The 16697-nt window shown below is 55.4% G+C and carries 18 protein-coding genes; 11 read left to right on the forward strand and 7 right to left on the reverse strand.

Translation table 11 applies throughout. The features are described from left to right. The first annotated feature begins 14 nt into the window (after positions 1–14). Positions 15–197, forward strand: coding sequence for a PA3496 family putative envelope integrity protein (locus ACP7E4_RS21245; protein ID WP_426117562.1), 183 nt, complete (start codon positions 15–17; stop codon positions 195–197). 80 nt (positions 198–277) lie between these two features. Here ACP7E4_RS21245 and ACP7E4_RS21250 read toward each other — a convergent pair whose 3' ends face one another. Continuing rightward, entirely contained in the window at positions 278–904 is a 627-nt protein-coding gene (locus ACP7E4_RS21250; protein ID WP_020288947.1) for a response regulator transcription factor, read from the reverse strand. A 1349-nt stretch (positions 905–2253) separates the two neighbouring features. Between ACP7E4_RS21250 and ACP7E4_RS21255 the strand changes: the two genes are divergently transcribed. The 3 genes from ACP7E4_RS21255 to ACP7E4_RS21265 all read left to right on the forward strand — a co-directional run bounded on the left by ACP7E4_RS21255 (position 2254) and on the right by ACP7E4_RS21265 (position 3918). Beyond that, the gene (locus ACP7E4_RS21255; protein WP_426117563.1) at positions 2254–2769 is read left to right on the forward strand and encodes a hypothetical protein; all 516 of its coding nucleotides are present in this window, start codon (positions 2254–2256) and stop codon (positions 2767–2769) included. Positions 2770–3025: 256 nt separating this feature from the next. Continuing rightward, entirely contained in the window at positions 3026–3406 is a 381-nt protein-coding gene (locus tag ACP7E4_RS21260; protein ID WP_426117564.1) for a hypothetical protein, read from the forward strand. 257 nt (positions 3407–3663) lie between these two features. Next, positions 3664–3918 (forward strand): hypothetical protein, encoded by a 255-nt coding sequence (locus tag ACP7E4_RS21265; protein WP_426117565.1) that lies wholly within the window; start codon positions 3664–3666, stop codon positions 3916–3918. Between the two features lie 112 nt (positions 3919–4030). Here ACP7E4_RS21265 and ACP7E4_RS21270 read toward each other — a convergent pair whose 3' ends face one another. Together ACP7E4_RS21270 and ACP7E4_RS21275 are read right to left on the reverse strand one after the other, a co-directional pair. Further along, complete coding sequence (locus ACP7E4_RS21270) at positions 4031–5248, reverse strand: argininosuccinate synthase (RefSeq protein WP_020288943.1); 1218 nt, start codon at positions 5246–5248, stop codon at positions 4031–4033. 129 nt (positions 5249–5377) lie between these two features. After that, on the reverse strand, positions 5378–6286 hold the full coding sequence (locus tag ACP7E4_RS21275) for a flagellar protein MotY (protein ID WP_426117566.1): 909 nt from the start codon (positions 6284–6286) through the stop codon (positions 5378–5380). Positions 6287–6434: 148 nt separating this feature from the next. On the opposite strand from ACP7E4_RS21275, the gene pyrC reads away from it, so the two are divergent. The 4 genes from pyrC (at position 6435) to bfr (ending at position 9248) form a co-directional block, all read left to right on the forward strand. Further along, positions 6435–7481 carry a dihydroorotase gene (gene pyrC / locus ACP7E4_RS21280; protein ID WP_426117567.1) on the forward strand — a complete coding sequence of 349 codons (1047 nt, stop codon included), beginning with the start codon at positions 6435–6437 and terminating at the stop codon, positions 7479–7481. Next, positions 7478–8152 (forward strand): ribonuclease T, encoded by a 675-nt coding sequence (gene rnt / locus ACP7E4_RS21285; RefSeq protein WP_020288940.1) that lies wholly within the window; start codon positions 7478–7480, stop codon positions 8150–8152. The genes pyrC and rnt overlap by 4 nt, the downstream gene beginning before the upstream one ends. Before the next feature lie 206 nt (positions 8153–8358). Further along, a complete protein-coding gene (locus tag ACP7E4_RS21290; protein ID WP_020288939.1) occupies positions 8359–8577 on the forward strand; it encodes a bacterioferritin-associated ferredoxin in 219 nt (72 codons plus the stop codon). A 200-nt stretch (positions 8578–8777) separates the two neighbouring features. Next, entirely contained in the window at positions 8778–9248 is a 471-nt protein-coding gene (gene bfr, locus ACP7E4_RS21295; protein WP_020288938.1) for a bacterioferritin, read from the forward strand. A 156-nt stretch (positions 9249–9404) separates the two neighbouring features. On the opposite strand, the gene grxD is transcribed toward bfr, so the two are convergent. The 3 genes from grxD to ACP7E4_RS21310 form a co-directional block, all read right to left on the reverse strand. After that, positions 9405–9746, reverse strand: a complete 342-nt coding sequence (gene grxD / locus ACP7E4_RS21300) for a Grx4 family monothiol glutaredoxin (protein WP_020288937.1) — start codon at positions 9744–9746, stop codon at positions 9405–9407. Positions 9747–9838: 92 nt separating this feature from the next. After that, positions 9839–11947, reverse strand: coding sequence for a molybdopterin oxidoreductase family protein (locus tag ACP7E4_RS21305; RefSeq protein WP_426117568.1), 2109 nt, complete (start codon positions 11945–11947; stop codon positions 9839–9841). Positions 11948–12124: 177 nt separating this feature from the next. Next, complete coding sequence (locus ACP7E4_RS21310) at positions 12125–12415, reverse strand: hypothetical protein (RefSeq protein ID WP_020288935.1); 291 nt, start codon at positions 12413–12415, stop codon at positions 12125–12127. Positions 12416–12864: 449 nt separating this feature from the next. Between ACP7E4_RS21310 and argF the strand changes: the two genes are divergently transcribed. Together argF and ACP7E4_RS21320 are read left to right on the forward strand one after the other, a co-directional pair. Beyond that, the gene (argF, locus tag ACP7E4_RS21315) at positions 12865–13785 is read left to right on the forward strand and encodes an ornithine carbamoyltransferase (RefSeq protein ID WP_426117569.1); all 921 of its coding nucleotides are present in this window, start codon (positions 12865–12867) and stop codon (positions 13783–13785) included. Further along, a complete protein-coding gene (locus tag ACP7E4_RS21320; RefSeq protein WP_426117570.1) occupies positions 13782–14861 on the forward strand; it encodes an ABC transporter ATP-binding protein in 1080 nt (359 codons plus the stop codon). The genes argF and ACP7E4_RS21320 overlap by 4 nt, the downstream gene beginning before the upstream one ends. Positions 14862–14986: 125 nt before the next feature. Here ACP7E4_RS21320 and ybaK read toward each other — a convergent pair whose 3' ends face one another. Further along, positions 14987–15457 carry a Cys-tRNA(Pro) deacylase gene (gene ybaK / locus ACP7E4_RS21325; protein ID WP_426117571.1) on the reverse strand — a complete coding sequence of 157 codons (471 nt, stop codon included), beginning with the start codon at positions 15455–15457 and terminating at the stop codon, positions 14987–14989. Positions 15458–15809: 352 nt separating this feature from the next. Between ybaK and ACP7E4_RS21330 the strand changes: the two genes are divergently transcribed. Continuing rightward, the gene (locus ACP7E4_RS21330; protein ID WP_426117597.1) at positions 15810–16673 is read left to right on the forward strand and encodes an MIP/aquaporin family protein; all 864 of its coding nucleotides are present in this window, start codon (positions 15810–15812) and stop codon (positions 16671–16673) included. Positions 16674–16697 lie beyond the last annotated feature (24 nt).

Raw genomic sequence — 16697 nt, forward strand, 5'->3', positions numbered from 1 at the left:
CTGGAGTCAATTTCATGAGCACTGACAAAGAGCAAATAGACGTAGACGACGACTTCGTTGCCGTCGAGTCAGACGACGCCGAGCCGACGCCCGTCGAGCAGGCCAAGACCAACCTGAGTAAACGTCGCACCATCGATAACCTGCTGGAAGAGCGGCGCCTGCAAAAGCAATTGGCGGATTACGACTTCGATCTTTAAGATCGAAGACGCAACGCGCCATGCATGAATCGCGACGCCCGGGCCGTCAGAGCCTCTCATGCTCGAGAGGCTACAGAGCCTCAGACCAAGCCGTTGCGCTGGGCCAACTCGATCAAGTCCACCAACGAGTGAGCATTGAGCTTCATCAGCAAGCGTGTCTTGTAAGTACTGACGGTTTTATTGCTCAGAAACATACCGTCGGCTATCTCCTTATTGGTTTTTCCCCTGGCGAGTTGTTGCAAGACCATCATTTCCCGCCCGGAAAGACGATCGACCATATCGGCCTCACTGGCGTTACCCATGCTCGAACGAACGGTGTGCAGCGCCTGGTTCGGAAAGTAACTGTAACCTGACAAAACCGCCTTGATAGCGCTCAACAGCTCGGTCAAATCCTGCTGTTTGCAGACGTAGCCTGCCGCGCCAGCCTGCATGCAGCGCATGGAAAAATGCCCAGGCGCCTGCGAGGTGAGTATCAGCACCTTGAAAGGCAGCGTCATTGCCGATAAACGAGCAATGACTTCAAGCCCGTCGAGCTTGGGAATTCCAATGTCGAGAATCACGATGTCGGGCAAATGCTCGCGTGCCAACTGCAGGGCATCCACGCCGTTGTCCGTCTCCGCGATGACCTCATAGCCATGGCGCTCCATCAGCATACGTACGGCAAGGCGAATGACGGGATGATCATCCACGATCAGCACTTTATTCATGGGCAGTCCATTTTTCGCTATTCGAATTTTCAGAGTCAGCACAATAGCCTAGTCGTTTAGTGCTTTGCATGGCGCTCACCCCTGAGGACTAACAGCCAAAGACCGTTCGTACACTTACAACAGAATAGTCCTACAAATTTCAGCCGCATTGCAGCATTCCAGAATTTTTTCAAAATATATCCTCCCTGACAATTGACGAATCGTCGATCCCGACAAAGACCGGGATAGAGCGTTGCAATGCGAGGAACATCACTACAGTCGAATCAAGCATTAGGCCTGCTACCTCTTATGATTAATGAACCGGATGCTACGCAAGTCGATGAACATTTCTCATTCGAACCACGGCTCACTCCTACGCATCCGGCGGACTTAACACGACCTCAGGCTAGATAGCGTCTCGCCACTGCTTTCAGATCGGTTTCTAGCGTCGGATTACCGGATACTGGCAGTATCGATTGGCTGAATAAACGGACCGGCCCGGGTTTAAACACCCGCCTGACCTGCCACACCACCTGCGTACGGTAATTTCAACGCGCCAGCCTGCGCCTGCAGCCCACGTGTTCTTTATCTGTTCATGATATGTGGTATCGATGAAGACACCAGCGACCACAGCCAGAAAATGTTGCACACATAATTACCTCAAAATCGCCTGTTGCATCTGTTGAAAAACTACACATATTGCAGCGCTGGTTTTGTAAATATATATATTTCAGGAAATATCCTACAAACATTTCGGAAAAACCCTAATCAATGGGAGCGCCTTGGCGCCGCAAGTCCTTGGCAGGTTCTCACGGGACAATAGAATTTTGTTGTTATCAAAACAGCGCACAACAGATGCATAACTATTTATTACCAAACTATCTTTTATGCTCCCACAGCGTTGCGCGCCGCCCTAAAACGCTTTAAAACCGCTCATCCGACATATAGCTAATACTATATTGCTATCTGACGCCATACTCCACCACTTAAAGAGGAAATGTACTACAAAACTCACAGACGCCAAATAAAAGCATGTAAGACAACCAACCCCAAGCCGAACCAATTCATGTAAAGCGTCCATTTTTACTTGCAAAATCTATTACCAGTCGTTACTTTTTTAACAACCAACTCACTAATCTTAGCGTGAAGCATGCTGAATTAATTGAGTATCCGCCAAAGAGGTAATGTCACTTTGACTACCTTTAATAAAATTTTTTATTGTATGGATCCCATTCAAAAACAACTGAAGGGACTCGAACAGTGCAGGCAAGGTCAATCAGACACTGCTCAACACTGACAGACCTGGGTCCGGCCTGTAGATTCATTTTGAATTGGCCATGTGTATAACCATGTTCAAAAAAGGATATACCATGAATAACAAGACTATCCACCGCTCGCCCGACCAACGAAGTACCATGGACCTGGCTGCAGCCGTCGAACGATTCGTCGCTCAAGGCGGAGTGATTGATGTCATAAAGGAAGGGAATGTATCGCCGCCGCGATCAACTTCTGCCTCCGCTAACACGTCGGACGAGGAGCGAAACAGTAAAGTTCATCTTCTCAAAGATCTGGTCGCCAAGGGCGCCGGTATGTCTGCGCTGCAATATTCACTGAGGATGAACAGGAAGGAAATAAAACAGCTGGCATTCGAACACGGTGTAAAAATAGCATTCAGCCGACCTATCAGTGAAATCAAGCGGGAAGCATTACAAGATCCCATGGAGATAGACGACCTGGTCGCAGGGCATGCGATGCATTACTCCAGCCTGGGTTACACAGCAGTCGAGATCGCTCGCTTGCTTGATCTGACCGTGCGACAGGTGTGGGATATCGGTAGGGCTTATCGCTTCGAATTTCAGCTGAGGAAAGACGGCGACACTCCCTGAACCTCGTTTGCACCCAACCTATGGCCGGTACCTATCTGATCGCAATGACAGCCGACAACCCGTCAGTACCGGCTCCACCCCCTGAATAGCCCCGCATCCCCGGTAAACAAGGTCCCCGCCGTTGTATTCACCCGAGCTCCAGGGAATAGCGCACGATTTTGCCCTCTTTTCGGATATTGCGAAAAAAAATTCAATCTGATTAAACGTTCTTTATCGCCTATCGGCGCGCTTTTCCCCTTCCCTATAAGGAACAAAAATGAAACGTTTAAACCGGATTGCAAACCCCATCAGCATCATCGCGGCATTTGCAGCGTTGTCTGAAGCATCAGCGACAACGGTACTGCCTTACCTTGATGATGAAAACCGCCAGATATATATCTGGTTTTTGATAGCTTTCCCTTCAGCGTTGGTAGTGTTCTTTTTTCTGACACTGAACTTTAATAACAAGGTGCTATACACGCCCGCTGAACTGAAACAGCTCTGCCTCAAAAATGAGAACAACCCTGAAGCTACCTCTTCCCAAAGCAACACTTCAAAAGAAGCAATGGCGTTGAACTTGAGTTTCAGCAAAGAAGAATATAGTTGTAGGAAAACGTCATACATCCCACCGCAAACGGATACAAACCAACAGACTTAGGCGATGAATTTTGTAGGAATAGTAGAATTTATCTGACAGATTGGTCCATTTTAAAAAGCGAAAGAAATTAAACGCTGTGCAATCAAACACTTCAATCAACAGGCGTTATTGACTCTAACTTCTAATACTGCACAGACAATAAAGTACGCACCAAAAAAAGAAGCTAGTGTTTAACGTAATCAACAAAGGACGAAACGTTTATGAGAACTGCTTTTACATGACTCAATCAAGCCCAAAGACAGACGACGGAAAATATCATGTCAAAACTAAGAGATTACCGCGACGCAGAGCGTGCCCTGGACAAAAATCTGCAACGACTTGAACACCTCAAGAATAATCCTGAACTGATCAAGGAACTGGAATTCGAAAAAAGACTGATGACGCTGTTAAAGCGATACAGCAAGAGAACAGAGGATTTGCTGGCGTTCGTCAAACCGGCGCTCGGGGCCAGCCTGCAAGCACAGGAGAACAGACGACCCTATGGAAAGGCCTCAAGCAAAAAAACCGGATAGTCAGCGCCTTGGTACCACACGCTAGCCTGAGAATACGATGGCCTTCAGCAACGAATTTCAAATGCAGCACCGGTTCAAGGTGCTGCATTCTTTACATTAAGTCAGACACAGCTCAGAACAGCTTTCTGCCTTTGTTGGCCGCGATACGCATGCGCAGCGCGTTGAGCTTGATGAAGCCTGCTGCGTCAGCCTGGTCGTAGGCGCCCGCATCATCTTCAAATGTCGCGATATTGGCATCGAACAGCGACTCGTCGGATTTGCGACCGGTCACGATGACGTTGCCTTTATACAGCTTCAGACGTACGACACCGTTCACATGAGCCTGGGACGCATCGATCATCTGTTGCAGCATCAGACGCTCAGGGCTCCACCAGTAACCGGTGTAGATCAGGCTGGCGTACTTGGGCATCAGCTCGTCTTTCAAGTGAGCGACTTCGCGATCCAGCGTGATCGACTCGATGGCGCGGTGAGCGCGCAGCATGATGGTGCCGCCCGGTGTCTCGTAGCAGCCACGGGACTTCATGCCGACATAGCGGTTTTCAACGATATCCAGACGACCAATACCGTTTTCGCCGCCGATGCGGTTCAGGGTGGCCAGCACGGTCGCAGGCGTCATTTCAACGCCATCAAGCGCGACGATGTCGCCATTGCGATAGGTCAGTTCCAGGTAGGTCGCAACATTCGGTGCGTCCTCCGGGGACTTGGTCCAACGCCACATGTCTTCTTCGTGCTCGGTCCAGGTATCTTCCAGAACGCCGCCTTCATAGGAAATGTGCAGCAGGTTGGCGTCCATCGAGTACGGTGATTTCTTCTTGCCGTGACGCTCGATCGGGATCGAGTGCTTCTCTGCGTAGTCCATCAGCTTTTCACGGGACAGCAAGTCCCATTCACGCCAAGGGGCAATCACTTTGACGCCCGGCTTGAGCGCGTAAGCACCCAGTTCGAAACGCACCTGATCGTTACCTTTCCCCGTCGCGCCATGGGAAATGGCGTCAGCGCCGGTTTCGTTGGCGATTTCAATCAGACGCTTGGCGATCAGCGGGCGAGCGATGGAAGTACCCAGCAGGTACTCGCCTTCGTAGACGGTGTTGGCACGGAACATCGGGAACACGAAATCACGCACGAACTCTTCGCGCAGATCGTCGATGTAGATTTCTTTCACGCCCATGGCTTTAGCCTTGGCACGTGCGGGCTCGACTTCTTCGCCCTGACCCAGGTCAGCGGTAAAGGTCACCACTTCGCAGTTGTACGTATCTTGCAGCCACTTGAGGATTACCGAAGTATCCAGGCCACCGGAATACGCGAGAACTACCTTGTTTACGTCCGCCATGCCATCACTCCACCGGGTTGTACGGAAAACCCGGGATTCTACCGCTCATGGGCAGTGATTTACAGTGGCGCGACAGCTTCTGACGATGAAGCGACAGTTTATGTCGAGTGCGCGACGAATCTCGCTGGATCAGGAAGCGCTGGCTGCGCTACCGGCGGAGGCAACGGGCGCGGGGTTCTCGTCGGGAGTAACCCGCTCAAGATGAATGTTCACCCGGCGGTTGCGGGCGCGATTGGCGTTATTGGTGTTCGGCGCCAGCGGGTAACGCTCGCCATGGAAGCGCAAGGTGATCTGCTCTTCAGGAACGCCCTGGGCCTTGAGGAAATCCATCACTGCCAATGCGCGACGGCGGGAAAGGTCGCGATTGGTCAGGCGGTTGCCACTGTTGTCGGAGTGGCCGTCGAGCTCGATGTGATTGACCGTTGGATCAGCCTTCAGATAAGCCACCACGGTTTGCAGCTGTGACTTGGCACGGGTGTCGAGCTCGATGCCACCACCGGGAAAACCGACCTCGGCTTGCTTGACCTGGTCGAAGTTCATCGGCAAGAGCTTGGTGACACACAGTTGATAGTCGCTGAAGGCCTTGTTGAACTTGACCGGCAGCAAGCGCACTTCCATCGTGCCGCCACCGTCACGGGAATAATGCCGGATGACCGGACTGCGGCCGTCCATCAAGCCATTGATCAAACGCCCGGCCTGCACCTGGGAGCTATTGAAGGGGAAACCGCCGTTACTGACCCGGACCGAGCCCAGATTGATATCGCCACGCCCCGGCTGCCAGGGCGCAGCGGCAGCCAGCAGGGTCGCGGAGCCTGGGCCCATCATGCCCCCGGATGCCTTGATGCGGAAGATCGCTTGCTCACCCGCCCGGCGCACGAACTCGCCCGCACCGAAATCGGTGATGGGTTGGCTCAGACGACACTCGAACTGATCGCCTTCGACCTTCCACTCGATACTTTCCAGACGCGTCTGGAAAGTAATAGCCATCGCCGGCAGGCTGGCGAAAAGGCTGAGCAAGGCTAAATATCGCTGGCGCACGGGAGGCTCCACAAAAAAATACGGCGTTACCAAAAAATGGCTTCCTACAACTGGCTATCGGTAACTTCCTACAAAACTTGATAGCGAGTGCCTGAGAGAGTCTTTTCCGGTAGCATTCCCAGCGAGTTTGACCCGCCTGGAATCCCCAATGTCTGACCGCCTGACCCTCCTGCGTCCCGACGACTGGCACATTCACCTCCGCGATGGAGCTGTTTTGCCTCACACCGTTGCTGACGTTGCGCGCACTTTTGGCCGCGCAATCATCATGCCGAACCTCGTGCCACCGGTACGCAACGCACAGGAAGCTGACGCTTATCGCCAGCGCATCCTGGCGGCACGTCCGGCCGGTAGCCGTTTCGAACCCTTGATGGTGCTTTACCTCACCGACCTGACCCAGCCGGAAGATATCCGCACGGCCAAGGCGTGTGGCTTCGTTCACGCGGCCAAGCTGTATCCGGCCGGCGCGACCACCAATTCCGATTCCGGCGTGACCAGCATCGACAAGATCTTCCCGGCGCTGGAGGCCATGGCCGAAGTCGGCATGCCGCTGCTGGTGCATGGCGAAGTGACCCGTGGCGAAATCGATGTGTTCGACCGCGAGAAGATGTTCATCGACGAACAGCTGACCCGCGTCGTCGAGCGCTTCCCGACGCTCAAAGTGGTGTTCGAACACATCACCACTTCCGAGGCCGTGCAGTTCGTCAATCAGGCTTCCGAGAATGTCGGCGCGACGATTACTGCCCATCACTTGCTCTATAACCGCAACCACATGCTGGTTGGCGGCATCCGTCCGCACTTCTATTGCCTGCCGATTCTCAAGCGCAACACTCATCAAAGTGCTTTGCTGGATGCCGCAACGAGCGGCAGCACGAAGTTCTTCCTGGGCACCGACTCGGCGCCTCATGCCCAGCATGCCAAGGAAGCCGCCTGCGGTTGCGCCGGTTGCTACACCGCGTACGCGGCGATCGAGATGTACGCCGAAGCCTTCGAGCAGCGCAATGCCCTGGACAAACTGGAGGGTTTTGCCAGCCTCCACGGCCCGGCCTTCTATGGCCTGCCGGTTCACCAAGACACCATAACGCTGGTCCGTGATGAATGGACCGCGCCCACCAGTCTGCCGTTTGGCGAGCTGTCCGTAATTCCCCTGCGTGCCGGTGAAAAACTGCGCTGGCGCCTGCTGGAGACACACACGTGAGTGAAGATCATTTCGACGACGAACAGGAAGGTCACGGCGGAGGCGGCTCGCGTCATCCGATGGCTGCCCGTTTCCGTGGCTATCTGCCTGTCGTCATCGACGTTGAAACCGGTGGCTTCAACTGCGCCACCGATGCCCTGCTGGAAATCGCAGCGGTCACCATCGGTATGGACGAAAAGGGCTTTGTCTTCCCGGAGCACACCTACTTCTTTCGGGTCGAGCCTTTCGTGGGCGCGAACATCGAAGCGGCAGCACTGGAATTCACCGGAATCAAACTCGACCATCCGCTGCGCATGGCCGTCAGTGAAGAAACGGCCCTGACCGACATCTTCCGTGGCGTGCGCAAGGCGCTCAAGGCCAATGGCTGCAAACGCGCGGTGCTGGTCGGACACAATGCCAGCTTTGACCTGGGCTTCCTCAACGCCGCCGTAGCGCGGCTGGACATGAAGCGCAATCCGTTCCACCCGTTCTCCAGCTTTGATACCGCGACACTGGCCGGGCTTGCCTATGGCCAGACCGTGCTGGCCAAAGCCTGTTCGGCGGCGGGTATCGACTTCGATGGCCGTGAGGCGCACTCCGCGCGTTACGACACCGAGAAGACCGCTGACCTGTTCTGCGGCATCGTCAATCGCTGGAAACAGATGGGCGGCTGGGAAGACTTCAACGACTGAGTCGTGATTCGGCACATCAAAACCGGCCCTTTCCAGGCCGGTTTTTTTTCGCCACCGCACAGCTCTTCAGGCCATTTAACGCTAAGCATATTCCGTGACTGACCATTCATCGCTCCTGCGCGAAAGCCTCCCAAAGAGTTTTGACAAGCATTCTCATTAACATTAGTATCCCCGCATCGAGCAATGAACAGCGACGGTTCTCTCTTATGTATGTCTGCCTCTGCCAAGGTGTTACTGACGGTCAAATCCGAGATGCAATTCTCGAGGGTTGCTGTAGTTATCGCGACGTCCGGCAAACCCTGGGCGTAGCCAGCCAATGTGGGAAATGCGCGTGTCTCGCCAAGGAAGTGGTGCGTAATACGCTGACCGAACTGCAAATCAGCAAGCCCTCGCTGGCTTACCCCGCAGAATTTTCAGTCGCCTGATTAAACGAATTTAAAGAACCGGACCTTGTGTCCGGTTTTTTTATGCCTGTAATTCAACCGCTTAGGACCAAGATGCGGAACACAAACATTCTTATTACTATTTATTTTCACTTAGTATTCAATAACTTAGGTTTGACAGAGTTATAACTGCGGCTCAAACTTGCCTTTTATAGACACAAGCCATTGGCGGGACCTCGAACATGAAAGGCGACATTACAGTCATCCAGCATCTCAACAGGATCCTCGGAAACGAGCTGGTCGCGATCAATCAATACTTTCTGCATGCACGCATGTACGAAGATTGGGGTCTGAAAAAGCTGGGGGCGCACGAGTATCACGAATCCATCGACGAGATGAAGCACGCTGACAAGCTGATCAAGCGCATCCTGTTCCTTGAAGGCCTGCCTAATCTGCAAGAACTGGGCAAGATCCTGATCGGTGAGCACACCAAGGAGATGCTTGAGTGCGATCTGAAGATCGAGCAAAAAGGCCTGGCCGACCTCAAGGCTGCCATTGCTCACTTTGAAGTGGTTGGCGACTTCGGCAGCCGCGAACTGCTGGAAGATATTCTCGAATCCGAGGAAGAGCACATTGACTGGCTGGAAACCCAGCTGGGCCTGATCGACAAGGTAGGAATTGAAAACTACCTGCAGTCGCAGATGGGCGACTGAATCATCTGATCGGCCGATACGAAAAAGCCCCGCTTCTCAGACGAGAGCGGGGCTTTTTGTTGGAGCGAGCCAGACGTGGGACCAGCTTTAGCCGGGAAAACGCCTTCCCGGCTAAAGCCGGTCCCACGGTTCGCGGATAGCCTCCAACAGGTTCTATCAAGCTTCGGTCTTGTTGGCCGCTGCTTTGACGGTTGCTTCCTTGACCAGCGTTGGCAGCGAGCCATCAGCCATCATCTCGGTGATGATGTCGCTACCGCCAACCAGTTCGCCTGCTACCCACAGCTGTGGGAAAGTCGGCCAGTTGGCGTACTTTGGCAGGTTGGCGCGGATTTCCGGGTTCTGCAGGATATCGACATAGGCGAATTTCTCGCCACATGCCATCAATGCCTGAGAAGCCTTCGACGAAAAACCGCACTGCGGGGCATTCGGAGAGCCTTTCATGTAAAGCAGAACGGTGTTGTTGGCAATCTGCTCTTTAATCGTTTCGATAATATCCATGGAGCACCTCGGCTTAACTTTTCCGACTCAGTTGTCGACACGGTGGCGCATTGTAACGGAATCCCGAGCAAGACGCTCAGCCTTCCCTGCCTTCAGGCAGCCGCCACCTGCACACAAACCCCGTTCAACACCGCATTGCCGGACAAGCTGTCGAGTTGCCGCTCATCAGTCAGGTCGTTAGCGCTGACACCAGGCTGGCTTTGTGCGATGCCCATTTGCACACCAGGCCGTGCATGCCCCCAGCCGTGCGGCAGGCTGACCACGCCCGGCATCATGTCGAGACTGGCCAGCACCTGCACTTCAATGACACCCACCCGCGAGCTGACCCGCACTTGCTGTCCGTCGCTCAGCCCACGACTGGCCAGGTCCTCCGGATGCATGAACAGCTGGTGGCGCGGCTTGCCCTTCACCAGCCGGTGATAGTTGTGCATCCAGGAATTGTTGCTGCGCACGTGACGTCGACCGATCAGCAACAATTCGCCGACGGCTGGAAGGCTGGCAGCAGCGAAACGCGCAAGATCAGCCATGATTACCTCGGGCGCGGCCTGAATGTGCCCATTCGCAGTCTTCAGGCGCGGCGCAAGATTGGGTTTCAACGCGCCAAGGTCTATGCCGTGAGGATGGTCAAGCAGGCGATCCAATGAGAGTTTGTGTTCTGAAGCCTCGCCGTACAACCCGCCACGCAGACCACGATCAATCATTTGCGCTGGCGCCATGGTCGGTTTCAACTCCCGCCCGGCTCTGGCGGCGAAAGCCTTGGCCAGGCCGACGAAGATTTCCCAGTCATGCAACGCACCCTCCGGCTTTTCGAGAATCGAGCGATTGAAACGGGTCACGTTGCGCACGGCGAACATGTTGAATGTCGTGTCGTAATGATCGTTTTCCAGCGCCGACGTCGACGGCAGAATCAAGTCGGCGTGGCGCGTGGTTTCGTTGATGTACAAATCGATGCTGAGCATGAATTCAAGCCCGTCGAGCGCCTGATCCAGCTGCCGGCCGTTGGGCGTTGACAACACCGGGTTGCCCGCCACGGTGATCAACGCTTTGACCTGCCCTTCTCCTTCGCTGAGGATTTCTTCGGCCAGCGCCGATACCGGCAACTCGCCCGCATATTCTGGAAGGCCGGAAACCCGGCTCTGCCACTGATTGAAATGCCCGCCGGACGTGGTGCTGACCAGATCCACGGCGGGCTCGGTGCACAAGGCGCCGCCCACGCGATCAAGATTGCCACTGACCAGATTGATCAACTGCACCAGCCAATGGCACAAGGTGCCAAACACCTGCGTGGAGATGCCCATGCGTCCGTAACACACGGCTTTGTCGGCTGCCGCGAAGTCCCGCGCCAGTTGCCGAATCTGCTGCGCAGGAACGCCACAACGCGGGCTCATCGCTTCGGCCGTCATCGCAGCAATCGCCTGGCGCACCTCATCCAGACCCTCGACTGGCAAATGGCTTGCGCGGGTCAGACCTTCATCGAACAGCGTATTGAGCAAACCGAACAACAAGGCCGCGTCGCCGCCAGGACGAACGAACACATGTTGATCGGCAATCGCCGCCGTTTCGCTGCGCCGTGGATCGACCACCACCACTTTGCCGCCACGCCCCTGAATCGCTTTCAGACGCTTTTCCACATCCGGAACGGTCATGATGCTGCCATTGGAAGCCAGCGGATTGCCGCCCAGGATCAGCATGAAATCGGTGTGATCGATGTCAGGGATCGGCAGCAGCAGGCCGTGGCCGTACATCAGGAAACTGGTGAGGTGATGCGGCAGTTGATCGACCGAAGTTGCGGAGAATCGATTGCGGGTCTTGAGCAGGCCAAGAAAGTAATTGCTGTGCGTCATCAACCCGTAGTTATGCACGCTGGGATTGCCCTGATACACCGCCACAGCGTTCTGCCCATGACGCTGCTGAATGGACAGCAGACGTTCGGCCACCCGCTCGAACGCATCGTCCCAGCTGATCGGCCGCCACTGATCGCCAATGCGCTGCATCGGCTCGCGCAGTCGATCCGGATCATTCTGGATGTCCTGCAATGCCACCGCTTTGGGACAGATATGCCCGCGACTGAACGTGTCCAGCGCATCACCCTTGATTGAGGTGATCTGCGTTCCAGCTTCTGCGGTCGATGTGGTTTCGATGGTGAGGCCGCAAATGGCTTCACACAGGTGACAGGCACGGTGGTGGAGGGTCTTGGTCATCGCCAGCCTCATATTCTTGTCGTTACGATCCGGGAGTGATCGAGCAACCGAAACTATGGAGCGTGGCAGGCGACTTCGCCAGAGTCGTTCATCCCGTGAATCGGCGTGCATCAGGCGCGCCGATGAGAGAGCTTCTGATGGCGTAGACGGTCCGTTGGAGCGAGGCTTGCCCGCGAATCAGCCGCCGATAGGCGTGATCTTGCGCTGCAACTGGATTTCGTGGACGGTTTCGATCTGTTCCTGAGCCACATGAACGCCGGTCAGTTCGCCGATCAGGCGCCAGTGCTCATCCAGACCGGAGCTGATGGTCGCCATACGGTCGATCATGCGACGACCGGCAGAGCGAGTCACTTCGTCTTCGCTGCGCAACAGCTCAAATGACATTGAAGTCATCGAAGCTGTGAGGTGTGTGAGGGTGCGGGCCGTGAGACCGAGCAGTTCCGTCAACTGTTGTTCTTTTGAATCCATTCCCCGAGCCTCTTGATTGCGCGCTGGCCATTTATAACTCAGCACGGCTTTTTATGAAACGGAATGAAACGGGCGATGTGTCAGCCACGTGAAGCAGGTCGCATATGCTGCGCATAACAGCGCTGGGGTTGGCAGCAATTGCATTGGCTCGTGAGGTCGGTGTACAAATGTCCTTCCCCGCTTCCAGCAGGGTCAAATCCTCGTGAGGATAGAAAGAGTCTAGTCGACGCCGACAATCCCACAATGGCTCACGATGGGCCCAAGCATGTTTCCAAACATTGCCAAAGGCTTATAAATCAATGCCGCTATTGGTAACAGGCGACATTTTTTTATACCATCGCGCCTTTCCTGTTCGCCGCCTCGTGCGGCCTCCGCCGTAGATCTCGCCCGTTTTCCCGATAAAACCCGGCTTTGAGCATCTGCGGTCTGTTGCAAAAAGGTAGTTAATGATGAACGCCAGGCACTTTCTCTCGATGATGGACTACCAGCCAGAAGAGCTCGTGCGCCTGATTCGACGCGGCGTAGAGCTCAAGGAGCTGCGAAATCGCAGCGTGCTTTACGAGCCACTGAAAAGTCGGGTGCTGGGGATGGTTTTTGAAAAATCATCGACACGTACCCGTGTTTCCTTTGAAGCCGGCATGATCCAGCTGGGCGGTCAGGCGATCTTTTTATCGCCTCGGGACACTCAATTGGGCCGTGGCGAGCCCATTGGTGACGCCGCCCGGGTCCTTTCGAGCATGCTCGACGTGGTGATGATTCGTACGTTTGCCCACAGCAATCTGCTTGAGTTCGCAGCCAACTCTCGCGTGCCGGTCATCAACGGCTTGTCTGACGATTTGCATCCCTGCCAATTGCTGGCCGACATGCAGACCTTCCTGGAGCATCGCGGCTCGATCCAGGGCAAAACAGTCGCCTGGATCGGCGACGGCAACAACATGTGCAACAGCTATATAGAAGCCGCCATCCAGTTCGACTTCCAACTGCGGATTGCCTGCCCTGCCGGTTATGAACCAAACGCTGAATTTCTGGCCCTGGCCGGTGATCGGGTAACAGTGGTGCGCGACCCTCGGGAAGCCGTCGCTGGCGCACACCTGGTCAGCACTGACGTCTGGACCTCCATGGGCCAGGAAGAAGAAACCGCCAAGCGCATCGCGCAGTTCCGACCGTTCCAGGTGACCCGCGAGCTGCTCGACCTGGCTGCCGAAGAAGTGCTGTTCATGCATTGCCTGCCCGCACACCGAGGCGAAGAAATCAGCGTCGATCTGCTCGACGATCCGCGCGCCGTAGCCTGGGATCAGGCGGAAAATCGCCTGCACGCGCAGAAAGCCTTGCTCGAATTTCTCGTCGCGCCGTCCTGCCAGCCAGAATGAGCCAGCCGCTTCTGCTGAATCTTCGCAATCTGGCATGCGGCTATCAGGATCAACGGGTGGTGCAGAATCTCAATCTGCACCTGAACGCCGGTGATATCGGCTGCCTGCTGGGCTCTTCCGGCTGCGGCAAGACCACGACCCTGCGCGCCATTGCCGGATTTGAGCCCGTGCATGAAGGGGAAATAACCCTCGCCGGCGAAGTCATCTCCCGACCAGGGTTTACCCTTGCGCCGGAAAAGCGCCGCATCGGCATGGTCTTTCAGGATTACGCGTTGTTCCCGCACCTGAGCGTCGCCGAGAACATCGCATTCGGCATTCGCAAACATCCGCGCTTGAAGCAGGTCATTGACGAACTGCTTGAATTGGTCAATCTGGGCGCGCTTGGCAAGCGTCACCCCCATGAATTGTCTGGCGGCCAGCAGCAACGCGTCGCCCTGGCGCGTGCATTGGCGCCCGAGCCACAGCTGTTATTGCTCGATGAACCGTTCTCCAACCTGGATGGAGAATTGCGGCGGCGGCTGAGCCATGAAGTTCGCGACATTCTCAAGGCGCGCGGCACCAGTGCGATTCTGGTCACTCATGATCAGGAAGAGGCATTTGCCGTCAGCGATCATGTCGGGGTGTTCAAAGAAGGTCGCCTTGAACAGTGGGATACGCCCTACAACCTGTATCACGAACCACTGACGCCTTTCGTTGCCAGCTTCATTGGCCAGGGCTATTTCATTCGTGGCCTGATGGTCGATCCGCAATCGGTGCAAACCGAACTGGGCGTGCTGCAAGGCAATCGTGCCTACGCCGCGATCAAAGGCAGCGCCGTTGACGTTCTGCTACGACCCGACGATATCGTTTATGACCGGGACAGCGCGCTCAAGGCGCGGGTAACCAGCAAGACCTTCCAGGGTGCGTCAACGCTCTACCGCTTGCAGCTTTCCACGGGCAGCCAGCTGGAGGCGATCTTTCCAAGCCATGCCGACTACATCGCCGGTGAAGAAGTCGGGATTCGCGTTGCGGCTGAGCACTTGGTGGTGTTTCCAGCGGCGGGGAGTGTTCCCGCGCAGAGCGCTGGCTTGAGCTGACAGACTGGGGACGCACTACCTGTGGGAGCGAGCTTGCTCGCGAAGAGGTTGTTACATCGCCAGCAGGTTAGTGCGTCAAGAATTGCCTTCGCGAGCAAGCTCGCTCCCGCAAGCCAGCTAAGCCATCACGAACGCCCAACCGGCGAAAAAATCGCCTTGGTCTGCTCCGCAAGCACCGCCGGTGCCAGTTCGACCTCCAGCCCGCGCCGCCCGGCGCTGACGTAAATCGTTGAGAAGGCCTCGGCGCTCTGGTCGATAAATGTGCGCAAACGCTTCTTCTGGCCCAACGGGCTGATGCCGCCCAGCAAGTAACCGGTCGAACGCTGCGCAGCGGCTGGATCGGCCATTTCCGCCTTCTTGGCTCCCGCCGCATGGGCAAGCGCCTTGAGATCCAGCGTGCCGACCACCGGAACCACCGCCACCAGCAACTCGCCCTTTTCCGTACTCGCCAGCAGCGTCTTGAACACCTGCTGCGGATTCAGCCCCAGCTTTTCCGCGGCCTCCAGACCATAGGAGGCCGCTTTCGGGTCATGTTCGTAACTGTGGATACGATGTTCGGCGCGAACTTTTTTCAGCAGATCCAGTGCGGGGGTCATGCAGCGCTCCAGGGTGGCGGGCAGATCGATTCAGGCCGCTACTTTAAGCGATCCGTCGTCAGTGCGTCTTGATCGACGTCTGTATTCGGGGTGATGAATGCTCAAGCACGCCTGATACAGACCAAATCGCAACCCACCCTCCCTCTTTAGTCACAATATGGCCGATGGTTCACATTCGACCTTTGACAGTATTCATTCTTGTCTATATTTTTTCGTTTACGAATATCGCCGGAACTATATTTCTAGCCACGGTCGAATCTCGGTCGGCGATGGGGTTTCGCCGACACGACGAAAAAGAAAGCACCGGTGCATTGCACACGGCGTTGCACAAAAACAAAAAACGAGGTCCTTCATGACAATCGCTCTACAACAACCGACGCTGAAAGGCCAATGCGTGGCCGAATTTCTGGGCACAGCCCTGATGATTTTTTTCGGCACAGGATGTGTTGCGGCGCTCAAGGTCGCGGGTGCCACGTTTGGCTTATGGGAAATCAGTATCATCTGGGGCCTGGCGGTCAGCATGGCGATCTACTTCAGCGCCGGGGTTTCCGGAGCCCACCTCAATCCGGCGGTCAGCATCGCGCTGAGCCTGTTTGCCGGTTTTGAAAAACGCAAACTACCGTTTTACATTGCCGCACAAACGGCTGGAGCCTTTTGCGGTGCCGGTCTGGTGTATCTGCTGTATGTGAGCCTTTTCTTCGAATTCGAACAAACTCATCATATGGTTCGCGGCACGCTTGAAAGCCTCGAGCTGGCCTCGGCTTTCACCACCTACCCGAATCCGGCGATTTCCATCGGCCAGGCGGCATTGGTCGAATTTGTGATCACCGCGATCCTGATGGCTGTGATCATGTCGCTGACCGATGACAACAACGGTCTGCCACGCGGCGCCCTGGCGCCACTGTTGATCGGTTTGCTGGTGGCATTGATTGGCGCCTCCACTGCCCCACTGACCGGTTTTGCCATGAATCCGGCACGGGATTTCGGCCCTAAACTGATGACGTTTATTGCCGGCTGGGGTGAAATGGCTTTCACCGGCGGACGCGATATTCCCTATTTCCTGATTCCGATTTTTGCACCAATTCTTGGTGCCTGCCTCGGCGCTGCCAGCTATCGTGCGTTGATCGCGCGTCATCTGCCCAACGCCACCCCTGTTAGTACCGCTCCCGCTTTAAAGAAGGATGCTGATGTTGCTGCCGTGAAGGCCCGGGCGTGAGCTTGAACCTCACCCGCTCTCTTG

The organism is Pseudomonas sp. DSP3-2-3, from assembly GCF_049898225.1.
Classification (GTDB): domain Bacteria; phylum Pseudomonadota; class Gammaproteobacteria; order Pseudomonadales; family Pseudomonadaceae; genus Aquipseudomonas.

Bases quoted from the DNA above. Each gene is read 5' to 3' on its own strand.
- ACP7E4_RS21330 (WP_426117597.1), top strand. From the start codon at position 15,810: ATGACAATCGCTCTACAACAACCGACGCTGAAAGGCCAATGCGTGGCC.
- argF (WP_426117569.1), top strand. From the start codon at position 12,865: ATGAACGCCAGGCACTTTCTCTCGATGATGGACTACCAGCCAGAAGAG.
- ACP7E4_RS21320 (WP_426117570.1), top strand. From the start codon at position 13,782: ATGAGCCAGCCGCTTCTGCTGAATCTTCGCAATCTGGCATGCGGCTAT.
- bfr (WP_020288938.1), top strand. From the start codon at position 8,778: ATGAAAGGCGACATTACAGTCATCCAGCATCTCAACAGGATCCTCGGA.
- ACP7E4_RS21265 (WP_426117565.1), top strand. From the start codon at position 3,664: ATGTCAAAACTAAGAGATTACCGCGACGCAGAGCGTGCCCTGGACAAA.
- grxD (WP_020288937.1), bottom strand. From the start codon at position 9,746: ATGGATATTATCGAAACGATTAAAGAGCAGATTGCCAACAACACCGTT.
- ACP7E4_RS21245 (WP_426117562.1), top strand. From the start codon at position 15: ATGAGCACTGACAAAGAGCAAATAGACGTAGACGACGACTTCGTTGCC.
- ACP7E4_RS21260 (WP_426117564.1), top strand. From the start codon at position 3,026: ATGAAACGTTTAAACCGGATTGCAAACCCCATCAGCATCATCGCGGCA.
- pyrC (WP_426117567.1), top strand. From the start codon at position 6,435: ATGTCTGACCGCCTGACCCTCCTGCGTCCCGACGACTGGCACATTCAC.
- ACP7E4_RS21310 (WP_020288935.1), bottom strand. From the start codon at position 12,415: ATGGATTCAAAAGAACAACAGTTGACGGAACTGCTCGGTCTCACGGCC.
- ACP7E4_RS21305 (WP_426117568.1), bottom strand. From the start codon at position 11,947: ATGACCAAGACCCTCCACCACCGTGCCTGTCACCTGTGTGAAGCCATT.
- ACP7E4_RS21290 (WP_020288939.1), top strand. From the start codon at position 8,359: ATGTATGTCTGCCTCTGCCAAGGTGTTACTGACGGTCAAATCCGAGAT.
- ACP7E4_RS21270 (WP_020288943.1), bottom strand. From the start codon at position 5,248: ATGGCGGACGTAAACAAGGTAGTTCTCGCGTATTCCGGTGGCCTGGAT.
- ACP7E4_RS21255 (WP_426117563.1), top strand. From the start codon at position 2,254: ATGAATAACAAGACTATCCACCGCTCGCCCGACCAACGAAGTACCATG.
- ybaK (WP_426117571.1), bottom strand. From the start codon at position 15,457: ATGACCCCCGCACTGGATCTGCTGAAAAAAGTTCGCGCCGAACATCGT.
- ACP7E4_RS21250 (WP_020288947.1), bottom strand. From the start codon at position 904: ATGAATAAAGTGCTGATCGTGGATGATCATCCCGTCATTCGCCTTGCC.